Raw genomic sequence first — 15,560 nt, 5'->3', positions numbered from 1 at the left:
ATTCTATCGCACGCAGATCTCGATCGACGATGTCGCCCTCCACAGCCTGCCAGCTGGTTTCGCGATCAGCCCCGGCATGCCTGTCACCGCCGATGTCAAGGTCGGCCGGCGTACCGTGCTGAAATACATGCTTGGCGCCATGCTGCCGATTGGACAGGAAGCGATGCGGGAGCCCTAGGATGGCTATCCTCGACCGCCTGACTGGACGCTTCCGTCCCGCGCTGGCGCTTCGCCGGGCGATCCAGCTTTCCGACAGCGGCAGGCTTGCGGAGGCATTTGCGCTGATGGCTATCGCGGCAGGCGCCGGCATTGTGGAGGCACAATATCGGGTCGGCCGTTGCTACTTGGAGGGCACCGGCGTCCCGCCGAGCCACTCGGAAGGGGCGCGTTGGCTGCGGCGAGCGGCCAATCGCGGCAGTCCCGATGCGCAGGCGCTGCTTGCCGCGCTGTGCATAGCAGGGCTTGCAGGCAAGGAATCAGGTTCCGAAGGCTTGTTCGAACGGGATTCCTCGCGAGAGTCGGACTTCACGGCAGCGCTCGAACTCGCGCGGAAGGCCTCTGAGGCGGGCTCTGCAACAGGGCAGGCACTAATTGGCTACATCCTGAGCAAAGGGCCCAAGGCGATGCGCGATCTCGATGCAGCGCATGGCTGGTACGAGAAGTCCGCGGCGGCCGGCTGTCCTGAAGGATGCCTCGGCTTTGCCCTTTCCTTGGCCCGGCTGCGGCAACCGGAGCAGCGAGCCAGGATTGCCGCCGAGGTCCGGCGCGCCGCGGATGCCGGCCTGCCGACTGCGCTCTATCTGCTTGCCATCCTCAGCGAGCACGGAGTGGGCGTGCCCGTCGATCTGGAAGCGGCTCAGAGACTCTATCGAGAGGCCGCAGAGAATGGGCACGCATCCGCTCAATTCCGGCTCGCGCTAGCCCTGATCGAGGGTAGCCTGGTGGATCAGGATGCCGTCGCTGGGGAAGCCTGGATGCGCCGCGCCGCGCTGACGGGAAATGTCGATGCCGCTTATCGCGTCGGCGAACTCTATGCCGGCAACCCCCAGCGGGACTATGCCGAGGCCGCGACGTGGTACCGGCGGGCCGCGGATGCGGGCCACCAACCGGCCGCCCGGGCCTTGGCATCGCTCTATCTGTCGGGCAATGGCGTGGCTAAGGACGCCGAGGAAGGTGCACGCTTGCTGCGTGCCGCCGCCGCCAGCGGCAATCGTGAATCCCAGGTTGATCTCGCAAACCTGGTTCTTGACGGTGGGGGCGAACCAGATGATGAAATCAGCGTAGCTGGATGGTTCGGGGCAAGTGCGTCATCGGGCGACCTGGTCGCTGCGTTCAATCTCGGTCTCTGCTTCGCCAACGGGCTTGGTGTGCGCAAGGATCAAGAGCGCGCAGCGCATTGGATAGCCCGCGCGGCCGAGGGCGTGGCCGAGGCGCAATACATGTATGCCCGAATGCTACAGGATGGTCGGGGCATGGCGGCCGACCAGAGGGAGGCCCGCCTCTGGTTTGAGCGGGCGGCCGGGGCAGGCATCGTCGATGCGCAGGTGGCTCTTGCCGAAATGCTCTACAACGGCCGCGGCGGAGAACGCTCTTTGATAGCCGCGGCACATCTCTTCAAGCAAGCCGCCGCCGCAGGCCATGCCGGGGCGATGTTCGCGATCGGCGCATTGTATGAGACCGGGCAGGGCGTGTCGCTCGACTACAAAGCGGCGCAGAAGTGGTTTGCAGCCGCCGCCGAAAGGGGCCACGGACATGCCCAACTCATGCTTGGCCGCTATCTCTCCAGGGGCATTGCCGGCGATCAAGACCCGGCTGCTGCTCGCATTTGGCTCGAACGGGCTGCTGCACGCGGTGTCGAGGAAGCCTCTGATGAGCTTGCCGGGGCATAGCAGAGGTATGCCTGGCTAGAAGCACCCAAACTCTATCGGCAGCAGTTGACCATTCCGGCTTAGGGCTGGACGCCGCCCCCATTTGCGGCTGATGGGCAGCTTCTTGCCGCAAAGCAACAAAAGTAGCGTAACGGCAGCTTTGCGCCTATTTCAGCCGTTGAGCCCGGCTTTGCCATCGCCGGAAAGCAGACGACCACTGCCCCGCGGTCCATCCTAGCGACGCGGCGATGCGCCAGTTTGCAATCAGCAGGCGGTTTTCCGTCACCCCAACCCGCCATTCGCGAATACGGTTTGAGCGTCGATCCAGGCACCGTCCTGCGAGCAGAGAAGCGCGATGACGCTGGCGATGTCTTCCGGCAGGCCCAGGCGACCGAGGGGGGTTTGTTCGGGAATTCCGCGAAGCGCTTCTTCGCCGTGCTGACGGAGGAGTTGCGTGTCGACGGCGCCGGGCGCCACTGCGTTGACCGAGATGTTGCGACCGGCCAGTTCCTTCGCAAGGACGCTGGAAAAGAGCACCTGGGCGCTTTTTGTGGCGGCATACGCGCCCGTACCTGGAGGTGGCGTCTTGATGATGCTTGAGGCCAGGCTGATGATCCGGCCGCCGTCACGCGTACGTCGCGCCGCTTCGCGCAGCACGTTGAAGCTGCCTTTGACATTGGTGGCCATCATTCGGTCGAAGGCCGCGTCCGTCATCTGGGCGAAGGGGCCGACGTTCATGACACCAGCGTTGTTGACCACCACATCGACGCCCCCGAACGCTTGGTCGTTGGCGTCGAAAAGAGCCTTGACCGCTGCGGGATCGGCGACGTCGGCCTGGCGAGCGATGGCGCGCCCCCCCGCGGGCGGCGAGTTCCCGGTTCGTGAGGTAGTTAACGGTGACGGCAAAACCATCGCGCGCCAGACGCATGGCGGTGGCAGCGCCGATGCCTGGCGACGAGCCGGTGACGACGGCCGCCCTGCCGGCGCCTGGGAGAGCGGCTGGGCTGCCCATGGCTGCCTGCGCCGAAGCCGTGCTTGCCAGGGCGAGAGCCACAGGAGCGGCGGCCGCGAGGGCCATGAAGGCGCGGCGTGAGCTGTCAGCATTGGACATTTCGACGGTCCCTTTGTCGATACGAGTGGTTTGCTTTGCGATATTTGCGGCCACGCCCGGCGATTCGCGGGCCAGGGCTTGTCGGCCGGTCGGGAGGAGATGAGAGTCACCGCCTTCCCAGCGAGGCGGCAATGCGCCGGTTTGCGACCAGCAAGGCGATGCCTGTCAGGACGCTAGCGATCGGGACGACCAGCAGCCCAAAGCCAAGGCCATTGGGCCCCTGCGCAGTTGCCACCGCGTCGCTGACCATGCCGACGATGAGAGGCCCGAGCGCCGGCCCAAGAAGGCCGGAGCCGATCATCACGAGGCTGGACGCCTGCGCTTGCTTATCCTCGCCGGCCACGAGATGGGCAGCGCCGAAGGCCCATGGCAGCATGAACGAGAAGGACAGCATTCCCGGCACCAACAGGGCGATCGACAACCAACCGGCCGGCGCGAACAAGGCTGCACTTGTGGTTGCGCTGGCGATCAGGAGGAGAATGGCAGGCGGTCCGAGCACCCTTCCAGTGCCTGAGCTCACCGCGCGGTCGAACCAGCGTCCGCCCAGGAGCGTGCCGATAATACCCATCAGGCCCTGCAAGAGGCCAAAGGCCAGTCCCACCTCGCTCGCGCTAAACCCGTGCGTGCGGATGAGAAACGGAGCGGAGAAGGCGTAGAAGGGTGTCGCGGCGAAGCCGAGGAAAATGGCGCCGATGAACAGCCAGCGAAACGCCGGGGACGCCAACAATCGGAGACTGGATTCTACGAAAGGTTCGCTATTTGCGACCGTGCGATCGAGCTTCGGGGTCGGCCCCACGATAACCAATGCCAACAGGGCGATCAGCCCGCCGATCGCTCCGGCGCCGATCATGGCCGTGCGCCATCCTAGCGTATCGCCGATCGCCCCGCCGGCGGCGAAGCCGACCATGGTGCCGAGTGGGATGCCCATCGCGAAAAGACCGATCGCCAGGCCCCGGCGCTCGGGCCGGATCTTTCTGGCGATCAAGGCATGGCCGGCAGGCACAGCGCCGGCTTCTCCGAACGCGACGCCGAAACGCGCGAGCGCCAGCAGCAGAAAGCTTGCGGCAAACCCGCCAAGCGCCGTCATCGCGCTCCAGAGCAGAATGCACGAAACCAAGACGAAGCGAGGCGATCCGCGATCTGAAGCCCGGGCGAGAGGCAACGACAGCAGCGAATAGCAGACTGCGAAGGCGAGACCTGTAAGTAGGCCCATCTGGGTGTCGCTCAACCCGAGGTCCGACTTTATAGATTCAGCAAGGATGAAGGGAAGTATTCTGTCGATCTGTGAGAAAGCATTAATAAGAAGCAGTGCCATGAAAATCGCGACCACGCGCCAACCGCGCACATATTGATTTGAGCGATTCTCTGATAGGAGCGGAAAATTTCGCTGTATGTCTATTGACCGCGCAGCGGCTTCTGTCATGTTCCACGCACTCCTCGCTTGGTTCGCATCCTCAAGCTAGATGGAGTGTCTGATGATCAGAATGCCGGAAGCCTCAAAAAACTTGCCCAATCCTGCAGGCGACGATAGGTTGTCAATTGAGGGCCATGTGCTGCGCTGGCCTCGCAACCCTCCGGAGGTGCGTGTGCCGCCATCGCTGTTCGGGGCAATCACCGCCTATATCGAGGCCCAGGGCGGTGGGCAGGGCGTGTTCCCGACGCCGATCGACAGCTTCAATATCGTCCGTTCCTTCAAGGAGAGAATGCGGATGCGGCAGGTTTACAAGCCGTCGATCTGCATCGTGCTCCAGGGGGCGAAGGAAATCATCCTCGGGGAGGACACGCTTCGCTATGGCGCGATGGAGTGTCTGGCGGTCGGCATGACGCTGCCGGCGACTGGGCACATCGTCGAGGCAAGTCCCGATGCACCGTATACCGGTTTAACGCTTGAACTGGACGTGGCGATGATCCGCGACGTGCTGGAGCAGCTCGAAGCGCCGCCGGCGCCCCCCGCCAACTCCGGTCCATGCCTGTTCGTGCGGCAGGTCGATGACCCTCTGGCCGAGTGTGTTCTTCGCCTTCTGCGGATGTGTGACACGCCCAAGGCGGTCCCGATCCTTTTTCCGTCCGTCATGCGCGAGATCTGCTACTGGCTCCTGACCGGCCCGAACGGCGGTGAACTCTGCAAGTTGGCTGAGCCTGAGTCGAACGCTGCGCGGATCGCGAAAACCCTCCACCTCATGCACGAAGATATCGCCCGGACGCTGCGTATGGAGGAATTGGCGGAAGTGGCGCGAATGAGCCTTTCGTCGTTCCATCAGCACTTCAAGGCGATGACTTCGATGACGCCGCTGCAGTTCCAGAAGCAGTTGCGCCTTCTCGAGGCGCGACGCCTGATGGTGATGGAAGATGCAAGCGTCGCCGACGCCGCCTATCAGGTCGGCTACGAGAGCGCGTCCCAGTTCAGCCGCGAATATTCCCGGATGTTTGGCGTTGCTCCGAAGCGTGACGTCATGAATCAGCAGCGCATGTATAGCGAATATGTCGGTCGCAGGGTGCAGACGGCGTAGCTGTCTCACTTTGTGCTGAGAGGGACTGCTCCCGGCAACTGCCAGGAGCAGCTCTTTTGGTGGTCTGATCGCTTGTCAAGTTGCGCGGCATCTCGGAGCTGTCGGGCGATGTCCTCCAGCTAGCTGCGGGTCCTACGCCAAGCGCGGGCTTAACATCAGCTTGTCCCGCAGGGATTGATAGACAGTCCGCACAACGGGCTGGAAAACCAGGACTGCGGGTAATCCTCGATCTACGCATTGACGGCGGCCAGACGGACCGACGTCATGTGGGCCTCCAGTCGTCTGTGCGGCCAAAGCTGCACCTGACCTTCCGAAGGTATCCCCCATCTGCAGGAACAGGCAAGTTTCTTGAAGGTTCGGATATTCTGATCATCGGGCACTCTCTTTAGCTTGGATTTCCGGTCGCCACCTGCGCGTTGCCGGTTCGGCACTGATGCCCGAACGGCAGCGTCAGGCCGAACCTGTCAATGACCCCAGATCCGAGCTTGGTATGCTTACACTCATTGAAGATGCACTCGATAGCTTCCTGAAAGAGGACGACGGACAAGCCATCGTCATGTTGAATCTCCTGCGGTTCCGAGAGGACGGCGGCAGGGAGCGATACGCGGACTACCTCGCTGTCGCCACACCTATCGTCGCTCGTTTCGGAGCGGAGATAGTCTATGTAGGCAATGGCCTCACGGCTCTTTCGGCAGAGCCCGGACAGGCCTGGGACGGGGTTGCTCTCGTCCGCTACCCCAATCGGCAGGCATTTGCCGATTTGGCGAGGGATGCCGACCACCGGGACAAGGCGGCACCGATGCGCGAGGCGGCGCTTGCGGAGGCCGTGTTGCAGCCTCTCCAGACGGTTTCCTTCTAGAGGCAACGAAAGGATTCCGGATGCGAAAGAATTGGACCACCCAGGACATGCCGTCCCAGAACGGCAGGACTATCGTCGTCACGGGCACCGGTGGCCTCGGCTTCCAGGATGCACTTGCGCTTGCGCGCGCCGGCGGCGACGTCATTATCGCCGGGCGAAACCTCGCAAGGGAAATGAGGCCGTTGCCCGCATAAGACAGTCGGTGCGACAGGCAAGCGTGAGCTTCGAGCCTGTTGATCTCGCAGATTTGGCCTCGGTCGCCGCATTCGGCCACCGCTTGCGCGAGAGCCGGGAGCGGATCGACACCCTGATCAACAATGCCGCCGTCATGACGCCGCCGCAACGCCAGACCACGGCGGATGGCTTCGAGCTTCAGTTCGGGACCAACTATCTCGGCCACTTCGCGCTGAGTGCGCATCTTTTGCCTTTGCTCAGGCGTGGGCGGGATCCTCGTGTGATCACGCTGTCCAGTATCGCCGCGCGCCGGAATGCAGCTATCAATTTCGATGATCTTCAGGCCGAAAAGGCTTATCAGCCAATGCCCGTCTACGCGCAGTCCAAGCTCGCCTGCCTGATGTTCGCGCTCGAACTTCAGCGCCGCAGCGACGAAGCCGGCTGGGGCCTGACGAGTATTGCTGCCCATCCCGGGATTTCGCGAACCGATCTTCTTCACAACGCACCGGGGCGATACAGTGCCCAGGGCCTTTTGCGATCGGTTTTGTGGTTTCTGTTTCAGCCCGCGGCACTGGGAGCACTGCCCACATTGTTCGCGGCGACCTCACCTGATGCTCGCGGCGGCAGGTACTACGGTCCCGACAGGCTTTCGGAGACACGCGGCTATCCGAGCGAGGCGGCAATTCCGGCGGCCGCATTGGAACCGCATGTCACCCGCCGGCTTTGGGATGTCTCGGAAAATCTGGCAGACGTCGATTTCGGCGCTGCAGCGACGACGCCTCTTCATGCCATTCCGATCCAGGAGGCCTGACGGATGGACCCGCTCGCAAGCCTCGTCGACTGGATCGCTTTTTACGGGATGCTCGGTTTGTTCGCTGCCGGACTGGCTGAACGCTTCATCCCGGCTCTGCCTTCACATGGCTTGCTGGTTGCAATCGGCATGGCCGCGGCCGGAGGAAGTTGGTCGCTGCCCGCCGCTTTCATCATGACTACCTGCGCTAGTGTAGTCGCCAGTATTGCACTGTTTCTGGTCGTCCGGACAGTCGGACAGGGTGTGTCCGCCAAGCTCCTGTATGGAACCGGGCGACTCCTGGGTCAGCCATCGACGCGCATCGACGGTATGCTGACCTCCTTTCGAGCGCGCGGAAGGGGCCTGTCCCTGATTGCCCAGATCGTGCCTACAGTCCGCTTCGTAGCGCCGCTGGCCGCTGCCGTTGTTCGCCTGGACACGTGGCGCTTTGCCGCCGGCACTCTGCTGGGTGTCGCGCTATGGAATGGCACGTTCCTCGCCGCGGGCTACACGGCCGCACGGTCGATCCCCGACGTCAACGCATCTGCCTTCGCGCTTAAGCTCCTGCTCCTGGTTCTTGGCGTGGAGACGTTGTCCATGCTGGTCTGGCGGCTGTTCGGGCGAAGCAATTGGCGCCGGACTTCCTCCGAGGATCGAGCATGCTGAACAGGTCATCAGAGACCCTTCAGTTCTTCCGGGCATGGCTATCAGAACCGCTCAGGGTTGCGGCCGTGACACCATCCGGACGGGCGCTCGCGGCCTTGATCGTGTCGGAGATTTCCCCGGCGACCGGACCGGTGCTCGAGCTCGGTCCCGGAACGGGCGTGTTCACGCGCGCTCTGTTAGGGCGTGGGATCGCCGAAGAAAACCTCGCGCTCATCGAATTGGGAGCCGAGTTTGCCGCGAAGCTGAGCGCCGATTTCCCGCGCGCAAAGATCTTGTGCATGGATGCGGCGCGCTTGCGCGACATCGAGCTTTTTGGTGACAGCCCGGCAGGGGCCGTGATCAGCGGCCTGCCGCTTTTGTCGATGCCACCGCGAGCGGTCTATTCCATCCTGCAAGGAGCCTTCGCGCATCTTCGCGCGAACGGTGCGTTTTATCAGTTCACATATGGCCCGCGCTGTCCGGTATCGCGACCGCTGCTCGACCGCTGGGCCTCGAGGCCAGCTATCTGGGCGGCACCTTCGCAAACTTGCCTCCTGCCGCCGTCTACCGCATTCAGCGTCGTAAGACTCCGCGTGTCCCCGAAATCCGGGTACGTCCCACGACGGCGGACAATCGCTGACACGGCAGCCCATAGTTGCCACGAGGATCAAGCCTTGCGCTGGATCCCATGACCAATCGTAGTGGTGATATGGTCCCAGCCAGACAGGGCGATTTCCGCGACGGCTGCGAGCTCAGCGCGATCTGCTCCATCACGGGCGCGGATCGCCATGCCGCTTTGTACAGTCTGCACGAACCTCGCCAGCTTGGTCGTGTCTGCCATGGCCTGGAGATCCCCGTCGCCTTTGGCTTTGTCGAAGCGAGCCTTGAGGAGATCGAAACCACCCGCGCGTGTCGCCCGCATGAGTTCGCCAAGTTCGGAATGCCCTTCGCTGCCCACGGTAGCGAGCGTCGCCATGCACCCATGGGGCAGATCGCAATCTCCACCCGTCATGGCCACGGCGGAGTCCTGAAGAAATGCCAGCGCCGCCTCTCGTGCCGTCGAGGCCTTCCGGAACCGCGTCCAGACCAAACCCTCATAGGTCGTGTAATAGTATCGGAGCGCTTCCGTGTAGAGCGTGTCCTTCGAGCCAAAGGCCGCATAGAGGCTCTTTGTTCCGATCCCCATCGCATCCGTCAGATCGGCGATCGAGGTCGCCTCGTATCCCTTGATCCAGAACAGCCTTGTCGCGGCTGCGAGCGCGGCCAGGCGATCGAATTCCCGCGGCCGGCCGCGTGTGGGGCGTGTCGGCATTGGGCTGTTCAGAGGAGCTTGAGTCTTATTATACATCGATCACTGCATAAATCAGTTGACGGCGCTTTGCAACGAGCCTATCGATTTATGCAGCGATCGCTGCATAAAAGGAACGGATGATGAATTTGCTTGGAAAACGGGCTCTGGTGAACGGTGGCTCACGGGGAATAGGGGCTGCGATCGCGATTGCGCTTGCCGAGCATGGGGCTGATGTCGCCGTTACCTATCAGCGCTCTGCCGATCGGGCCGCGACCGTGGTCGGTTCGATCGAGGAGAAAGGACGGCGGGGGCTCGCCATTCAAGCCGATAGTGCCGACCCGGAAGCTATCAGCCGTGCCGTCACCGAGACTGTCGATGCGTTTGGAGGCCTCGATATTCTGGTCAACAGCGCGGGCGTCGGAACGGCTGGAATGACGGCGGACCTGTCGCTGGTCGACCTGCAGGCCATGCTGGACGTTAATGTTCGCGCGCCAGTCCTCTTTGCCCAGGCAGCGATCCCGCACCTCTCATCAGGAGGCCGCATCGTCTCCATCGGCTCCTCGCTTGCCGAGCGTGTTCCATTCCCAGGGGTGACGGCTTACGCCATGTCGAAGTCGGCACTGCTGTCGTTCACGCGAGGCCTCTCGCGCGAACTCGGCCCTCAGGGCATTACCGTAAATTTGGTTCTGCCGGGTTCGACCGATACGGAGATGAACCCGGCCAATGGCGAGAATGCTGATTATCAGCGGAGCCTGACGTCGCTGGGCCGTTTTGGCGAGCCCCGTGAAGTCGCGAGCGCCGTCGCGTTCCTTGCCGGTCCCGCTGCAAGTCTGATTACGGGTGCGGTCCTGAATGTAGATGCCGGCTTCAACGCCTGAGCTGACCCTGCCGACATCTGCCAGTTGCCGGCGGCGCTGCGTGACGTGGCGCAGGTTCGGCAGCTGAGGCCCTTTGCTTGCGGTCAAACTACGAAGTCGAAACGGCCGAACCGTCCGTCGCGGGTTTGCTTCATGTCGAGGACGAGTGTTTCGTGAAAGACTGATCTCCGACATTTCGGGGCTCTCCGGGAAAGTAGAGCTGGGTTGTGAGGACGCGGCCGCCAGGACGCTGGACCTTGAAATGGAAGTGACGCGTTCGGCCGGGATAAAGCGCGGGCACGATGGTGTTGAACCACCAGCGCCCCTGCACATCCGTGAACTGGTGGCCGCGCAGCCGGAAGCCGATGCTGTCATAGGCGCCGTTTTCATCCGCATGCCAGATTTCGACGAGGCTGCCGGCGAGGGGCCGGCAGCGATTGTCGAAGACGAACCCCGCGACGGTGATCCGCTCGCCACCGGGCGCGCCGGGATAAAGATCGCGTTCGAGCGGCGAGTTCGGCCGGAAGAAGGGGCCGGCCTCCCTTTCGATCGTGAGGTCGTCCCCATCGTCGTAGGAGAGTGTCAGCGGCAATTCGGGTGCGGCTTGCGCGAACGCCCTCATCCTGGCGGCATCGATAAGAGACAGTGTCAGAAAGGCCGTCAGAAGAGAGCGTCGGGTGGAGGGCAAGGTCGGTCTCCGGGATTCGATGAGGTTGCTGATGAACCGGCCGGGGCGGTTATTGCAGCCGCTGCACGGCGTTGGCCTGCGCCTCCGTGATGAGGCCGGAGTACATGTTCTCCTTGCCTGGATACCAGGGCATCGAGCCGATGGAGCCAAAGCCGGGGATCGTCTCCATATGCGCGACCATACGGGCGCGCATACGCGTGTCGGGAAGCGGGCCGGTCATCGCCTGGACATTGTCGCTCATATGGTCGGGATTCGACGTGCCGCACAGCACGCTGGAGACCGCGGGATGCGCCATGACCCATTTTAGGAAGAACTGGGCCCAACTCGTCGCGCCGAATTCCTGGGCGAAACCGGGAAGCGGCTGTCCTTCGACGACCTTCATCAGGCGTGCCTTTTCAAGCGGCAGATTGATCAGCACGCCGACGCCTTTTTCGGCGGCCACCGGAAGCAGGCGGCGCTCGGCGTCACGATTGAAGATCGAGTAGTTGGTCTGGATGAAATCGACGTCACCGCGTTCGACGATCGCCAGCAGTTGCTCCTGCGCAGCCGACTCGTGATGGGTCACTCCGACGTGGCGGATCAGGCCGTCCTGCTTCCAGGATTTCATCAGCGGGATGACAACCGGCGCGTTGGTGATGCTGTGGCACTGCATAAGATTGATCGTATCGCGCCAAGTGCGCATCCGGGACTGCCGGAAGCTTTCTAACGCATGGCTTTCGTCGCCGAGATATTCACCCGTGGCCCAGACTTTGTTGGCGAGAAATATCTCGTCCGAGCCTTCGAACTCGCCCATGAACTGGCCGACGCTGACCTCGGCCGAGCCATAGAGCGGCGAGGTGTCGATCACACGACCGCCTGCAGCTGCATACCTTTCAAACACCTGCCGAAGGTCCTCGCGGCTATCGCCGGGCTTCAGGTCGAAGGTGAGGAAGGTACCGAGGCCCAGCGTGGTCACCCGTTCACCGGTGCGGGGCAGGGTGCGGGTCAGCACCTCGGGATTGGAGCCGGAGGCCGATGCCGCCGAGCTTGTATCCTGGGCCTGCGCCGCAACGGTGGTCTGGGCGGCGAACGCCAACCCGGTTGCAGTTGCACCCAATGTGCCGAGGAACCCGCGGCGATTTATTCTTGAGGGGGCCATGAGCGGCTTCCTGTTCGATTATCGTTGAATTCAAAACTGCCAGTTGGCGGGTATCCAGGCGTAGCCGCCGTCGGTCTTCAGCATCCGGCCGAGGCCAGGGAACGGAAAGTGGAAGCCAAGCACCGGGGATGCGGTCGGTTGCCGCCCTGTCGAAGATGCGCCGGCGGGAGGAAAGCGCGGTCTGCTTGTCACGGTCGGGACCCGGAAGCCAGGGATTGTCCACGTTGACGACCGGGTGGTAGGCAAGGTCGGCGGTCAGAAGCAACTGGTCGTTTCCGGAGTGGACCAGGAAGGTCGCCATGCCCGGCGTGTGGCCGGCGGCGGCCAGCGTCGTGAGGCCCGGCACGATCTCGGCGCCGGCTTCGTAAAGCTCCACATCGTTCATGACGGGTTCGAGGCTATTCTCGATGTTGGCGGCGAAGCGGATGCGGAACTCCTCGGGCACCGGCATGTAGGAGAGATCCGGATCGGTGCGGACGAAGAAATCCCAGTCCGCCTTTGGCACGAAGACCGTGGCGCGGGGGAAGGCCTTGCCGCCATCCGCGGTTCTGAGATTGCCGACATGGTCCGGATGGGTGTGCGAGATGACGATCGTATCGATGTCCGCCGCGCTCAGGCCGATCGCCGCGAGGTTGTCGAAGATCCGGCCGCCATGCGGCCCCATCGTCGAGCCGGCGCCGGCCTCGATCAGTATCCGGCGGCCATCGGTTTCGATCAGAAGCGTATTCAGGTTGAGCGTCAGGTGGTCGGTCGGAAGGAATGCTCGCCGCAGCACCTCCTCAAGCTCCGCTTCGGGCGCGTCGCTGGCATAGACACGAGGGCCGCCGATGACGCCATCGCTCAAAACAGTAGCGCTAATCTCGCCGACGCGGAAGTGGTAGTGACCCGCGTTGCCAGCCAACGACGACGCGGCCTGGGCATTAGCGTTGCCGGCGCTCAGGCTTGGGATGAGCATGCTTGATGCGCCTGCGACAGCGGACAGCATGATAGCGCGTCTATTGAGAGTGAAGGCATTCATCATCGGTTTCCCTTCTTCGTGGGGCACCCTCCCGCGCCTTTGACAAATACGAGTCCGGAAATGACCGGCGGAAGGAACTGGGGAGGCGCGATAGCTGAACCTTTTGCCCACCATGACATGGCACAATTAATTCGATAAGTTGCGCATCCATGATTAGCTTGGTTAGAAATTCTTACCAATGAACTCTCTTCGCCTGGACAGTTTTGATGTCTTCGTCTCTATCGTCCGCTGCGGTGGCTTCCGGGCGGCGGCGCTCGAGCGTGGCGTGTCTTCGTCGGCCCTGAGCCAAACGATGAATGCGCTCGAAGAGACCCTCGGCATCCGGCTCCTCAATCGCACGACGAGAAGCGTGTCTCCGACCGAAGCCGGGAAACGCCTCCTTGAACGGCTAGCGCCAGCATTGAGTGACATCAGGCTGGCGATCGCGGAAGTCGACGAGTTGAGAGACACTCCGTCCGGAACGCTTCGGATCAACGCTCCGGCGCCGGCCGTCGATCATTTTCTTTGCCCGTTGGCCTTCGACTTCATGGACGCCTATCGCGAGGTGAGGATTGAAATCGTCAGCGATGCGGCGGTCGTCGACATAGTGGAACAGGGCTTCGATGCCGGCGTCAGATTCGGCAAACAATTGGCGCAGGATATGATCGCGCTCCCGCTTGGCCCCGCGCTTCGCTATGCGATCGTCGCTTCACCGGACTACATCGAAAAGCACGGCCAACCCCAGGTACCAAAGGATCTCGTCGGTCATGATTGCATCAAGCGCAGATTTCCTGGGGGCACTTTGGTTACCTGGCGGTTTGCCGACGGAGACGAAGAGATAGAGGTCGCTCCCACGGGCCGCCTGATGGTCAGTTCGGCGCACAACGAACTGCAGGCGGCGCTGGCCGGCAGAGGAATAGCCCATATTTTCGATGATTATGCCAAACCCCATATCCTGAATGGCGAACTCATTGAGCTCCTCTCCGATTGGAGCCTGATATTGCCACACTGGTTTCTGTACTATCCGAGCCGCCGCCTCCCGAGCGCTACCATGCGGGCATTTCTCGATTACGTTAGGAGCTACGACTGGCAGGCCCGCACGTGACGGCGTCCCGTCGGACCAGTCGTTCAAGTCGGTTGCACAAACCCGCCATGCAGAGCTTCGATGCTTTAGACGACTTCGGCCCTTTAAGGTACCTCGATGCCGTGGCCGAAGAGATCTCCACCACAAGAGGGCTGGGAGGTCCAGCAGGGTATTGGTAGTTCAGCTTCCTGCGCAAACAGGCATGCGTCTCAATGGCAGCTTTGCGCCTTCATCTCAGATGTACAGGCTGGCATCACTCTCGCGCGGAAGCAGACCTTGGCGCGACGACGTTCAACTCTGATGCGCGACTGCGGGCTGCCCCGCATGAAACCAGGTGTCGTTCGATAAGGAAATTCCACCCTCTAGCCACGAAATAGAAAATACAATCTCTACAGATGAATAGAGTTATGCTTGATGACCCGCAGGTGGGGCCATTCGCGCCGCCTGTCACAAACTCATTCGTCTCATTGAACAGGACGGACATGGCTTCCGAAAAAGCCAGTGCTTCGCAAGAGAGAGCGCCTTGGAACGATTTCCGCCCAGGTGATCATCATCTCGGGGCCGGTTGAGCCGTTGTAACCGGCTCAACATCAATGAAGCCCGTCGGCCGCGGTCGGCGGGCTTGTTTATTTCAGGCCTTGATGCTCGGCGTGCCATCGAAAGACAGTCGCTCCACCGTGGCTACATCGCCACCGAGAGTGCCTCAGCCTCATCCAGTAGCGTCGGGCCATAGTGCCCATTCACCTGCTCTTCGCTCATCAGCACGCCGGGCGGGCAATGCTCCTCGATCGTCGCGCGGATCAGGCGCAGCGCAGCGCGGCACTCGGTGATGTCGATCGTCTCCATGACGAACAAACATTCGCTTTAGCTAAAATGTTCCCGTAAGCAAAGACCAGTTGCGACCGTGGGTGAGCCAGCCACGTACAACGCGACTACAATAGGGCTGGAAAATGGCGCGGACGACAAGGCCAGCTAATCAGTCGTCTTAACCGGGATTTGAAATCGATAGATTATACCGCGCTCGCTGTCCGTCACTCTAACCCATTTCTCGTCGGCGCTGGCTTCCCAATCTTCTGTTACCACAGCGTCGCTGATCACGCGGGCGACCGCCTCTTCAGGCGTCTCCGCAGTAATCTCGCGGCCCGCCATCGGCAAATCGCCGTCCATCTCTTCGACGAAAAACTTTTTGGACACGTGGGTCCCTCGCTGGTTACCTCGGAAGGTAACGACCGCAAATTGAAGATGCTTCCGGATGCACCAAATTGGCGTAAGGCAACGCGGCCCGCAGGAGAAGGTTCAAGTCCAAAAATATGAGCGGAACCTAATATACCGCCTCTTGCTTATGGGATAATGAGCACACGCGGCGCCAATTTTCTCGAGCGTTGGATGGCAGAGCATCTGCCCAAGGCGGGGACGGATGACCCTGCCGCGATAAGCGATTTGACCGACCGAGCAATGGAAGCGGCCGATGTAGAAGGGATCGAGGTCCGCGAGATCTACGAGGAAGGCGGCAGCGTCTTCGAGGTGATTGCGGCGGCTATGCAACAC

The 15,560-nt window shown here is 62.1% G+C and carries 13 protein-coding genes and 4 pseudogenes; 9 read left to right on the top strand and 8 right to left on the bottom strand.

The annotated features are described in order from the left end of the window. The first annotated feature begins 179 nt into the window (after positions 1-179). On the top strand, positions 180-1,889 hold the full coding sequence (locus EOA24_RS08765) for an SEL1-like repeat protein (protein ID WP_126078793.1): 1,710 nt from the start codon (positions 180-182) through the stop codon (positions 1,887-1,889). A 261-nt stretch (positions 1,890-2,150) separates the two neighbouring features. Here EOA24_RS08765 and EOA24_RS08760 read toward each other — a convergent pair. Then, a pseudogene (locus EOA24_RS08760) lies at positions 2,151-2,979 on the bottom strand (SDR family oxidoreductase). Positions 2,980-3,085: 106 nt separating this feature from the next. After that, positions 3,086-4,402 (bottom strand): MFS transporter, encoded by a 1,317-nt coding sequence (locus EOA24_RS08755; protein WP_126078792.1) that lies wholly within the window; start codon positions 4,400-4,402, stop codon positions 3,086-3,088. 163 nt (positions 4,403-4,565) lie between these two features. On the opposite strand from EOA24_RS08755, the gene EOA24_RS08750 reads away from it, so the two are divergent. The 6 genes and pseudogenes from EOA24_RS08750 (at position 4,566) to EOA24_RS08730 (ending at position 8,597) form a co-directional block, all read left to right on the top strand. Further along, the gene (locus EOA24_RS08750; protein WP_126083506.1) at positions 4,566-5,489 is read left to right on the top strand and encodes an AraC family transcriptional regulator; all 924 of its coding nucleotides are present in this window, start codon (positions 4,566-4,568) and stop codon (positions 5,487-5,489) included. Between the two features lie 490 nt (positions 5,490-5,979). Then, positions 5,980-6,348, top strand: coding sequence for a DUF1330 domain-containing protein (locus EOA24_RS08745; protein WP_126078791.1), 369 nt, complete (start codon positions 5,980-5,982; stop codon positions 6,346-6,348). A gap of 20 nt (positions 6,349-6,368) precedes the next feature. Further along, complete coding sequence (locus EOA24_RS44055; RefSeq protein ID WP_348526526.1) at positions 6,369-6,542, top strand: hypothetical protein; 174 nt, start codon at positions 6,369-6,371, stop codon at positions 6,540-6,542. 23 nt (positions 6,543-6,565) lie between these two features. Further along, complete coding sequence (locus EOA24_RS08740; protein ID WP_348526525.1) at positions 6,566-7,333, top strand: SDR family oxidoreductase; 768 nt, start codon at positions 6,566-6,568, stop codon at positions 7,331-7,333. A gap of 3 nt (positions 7,334-7,336) precedes the next feature. Further along, positions 7,337-7,978 carry a VTT domain-containing protein gene (locus tag EOA24_RS08735; RefSeq protein WP_126078790.1) on the top strand — a complete coding sequence of 214 codons (642 nt, stop codon included), beginning with the start codon at positions 7,337-7,339 and terminating at the stop codon, positions 7,976-7,978. Then, positions 7,972-8,597, top strand: a pseudogene (locus tag EOA24_RS08730) (phospholipid methyltransferase). Before EOA24_RS08735 ends, EOA24_RS08730 begins: the two are co-directional and overlap by 7 nt. A gap of 27 nt (positions 8,598-8,624) precedes the next feature. Here the strand turns inward: EOA24_RS08730 and EOA24_RS08725 are convergent. Next, positions 8,625-9,269, bottom strand: coding sequence for a TetR/AcrR family transcriptional regulator (locus tag EOA24_RS08725; RefSeq protein WP_126078789.1), 645 nt, complete (start codon positions 9,267-9,269; stop codon positions 8,625-8,627). Between the two features lie 116 nt (positions 9,270-9,385). On the opposite strand from EOA24_RS08725, the gene EOA24_RS08720 reads away from it, so the two are divergent. Further along, positions 9,386-10,126 (top strand): SDR family oxidoreductase, encoded by a 741-nt coding sequence (locus EOA24_RS08720; RefSeq protein WP_127409748.1) that lies wholly within the window; start codon positions 9,386-9,388, stop codon positions 10,124-10,126. A gap of 83 nt (positions 10,127-10,209) precedes the next feature. On the opposite strand, the pseudogene EOA24_RS08715 reads toward EOA24_RS08720, so the two are convergent. The 3 genes and pseudogenes from EOA24_RS08715 to EOA24_RS08705 form a co-directional block, all read right to left on the bottom strand. Further along, positions 10,210-10,793: pseudogene (locus EOA24_RS08715) on the bottom strand (intradiol ring-cleavage dioxygenase). Positions 10,794-10,842: 49 nt separating this feature from the next. After that, on the bottom strand, positions 10,843-11,931 hold the full coding sequence (locus EOA24_RS08710) for an aldo/keto reductase (protein ID WP_127256783.1): 1,089 nt from the start codon (positions 11,929-11,931) through the stop codon (positions 10,843-10,845). A 30-nt stretch (positions 11,932-11,961) separates the two neighbouring features. After that, positions 11,962-12,949, bottom strand: a pseudogene (locus EOA24_RS08705) (MBL fold metallo-hydrolase). A gap of 178 nt (positions 12,950-13,127) precedes the next feature. Between EOA24_RS08705 and EOA24_RS08700 the strand changes: the two are divergent. After that, on the top strand, positions 13,128-14,033 hold the full coding sequence (locus EOA24_RS08700) for a LysR family transcriptional regulator (protein WP_126078786.1): 906 nt from the start codon (positions 13,128-13,130) through the stop codon (positions 14,031-14,033). A gap of 660 nt (positions 14,034-14,693) precedes the next feature. On the opposite strand, the gene EOA24_RS08695 is transcribed toward EOA24_RS08700, so the two are convergent. Continuing rightward, the gene (locus EOA24_RS08695; protein ID WP_245467189.1) at positions 14,694-14,858 is read right to left on the bottom strand and encodes a hypothetical protein; all 165 of its coding nucleotides are present in this window, start codon (positions 14,856-14,858) and stop codon (positions 14,694-14,696) included. Positions 14,859-14,984: 126 nt separating this feature from the next. Beyond that, on the bottom strand, positions 14,985-15,206 hold the full coding sequence (locus EOA24_RS08690) for a hypothetical protein (protein ID WP_126078785.1): 222 nt from the start codon (positions 15,204-15,206) through the stop codon (positions 14,985-14,987). Between the last annotated feature and the right edge of the window lie 354 nt (positions 15,207-15,560).

Source organism: Mesorhizobium sp. M2A.F.Ca.ET.039.01.1.1 (assembly GCF_003998035.1).
In the GTDB taxonomy this organism is placed as follows: Bacteria; Pseudomonadota; Alphaproteobacteria; order Rhizobiales; family Rhizobiaceae; genus Mesorhizobium.
The sequence above is the reverse complement of the archived record's forward strand: the minus strand, read 5'-3'. Positions and strand labels throughout refer to the sequence as shown.

Coding starts and splice junctions, on each gene's coding strand:
- EOA24_RS08755 (WP_126078792.1), bottom strand. CDS start 4,402: ATGACAGAAGCCGCTGCGCGGTCAATAGACATACAGCGAAATTTTCCG.
- EOA24_RS08695 (WP_245467189.1), bottom strand. CDS start 14,858: ATGGAGACGATCGACATCACCGAGTGCCGCGCTGCGCTGCGCCTGATC.
- EOA24_RS08720 (WP_127409748.1), top strand. CDS start 9,386: ATGATGAATTTGCTTGGAAAACGGGCTCTGGTGAACGGTGGCTCACGG.
- EOA24_RS08765 (WP_126078793.1), top strand. CDS start 180: ATGGCTATCCTCGACCGCCTGACTGGACGCTTCCGTCCCGCGCTGGCG.
- EOA24_RS08700 (WP_126078786.1), top strand. CDS start 13,128: ATGAACTCTCTTCGCCTGGACAGTTTTGATGTCTTCGTCTCTATCGTC.
- EOA24_RS08710 (WP_127256783.1), bottom strand. CDS start 11,931: ATGGCCCCCTCAAGAATAAATCGCCGCGGGTTCCTCGGCACATTGGGT.
- EOA24_RS08735 (WP_126078790.1), top strand. CDS start 7,337: ATGGACCCGCTCGCAAGCCTCGTCGACTGGATCGCTTTTTACGGGATG.
- EOA24_RS44055 (WP_348526526.1), top strand. CDS start 6,369: ATGCGAAAGAATTGGACCACCCAGGACATGCCGTCCCAGAACGGCAGG.
- EOA24_RS08725 (WP_126078789.1), bottom strand. CDS start 9,269: ATGCCGACACGCCCCACACGCGGCCGGCCGCGGGAATTCGATCGCCTG.
- EOA24_RS08745 (WP_126078791.1), top strand. CDS start 5,980: ATGCTTACACTCATTGAAGATGCACTCGATAGCTTCCTGAAAGAGGAC.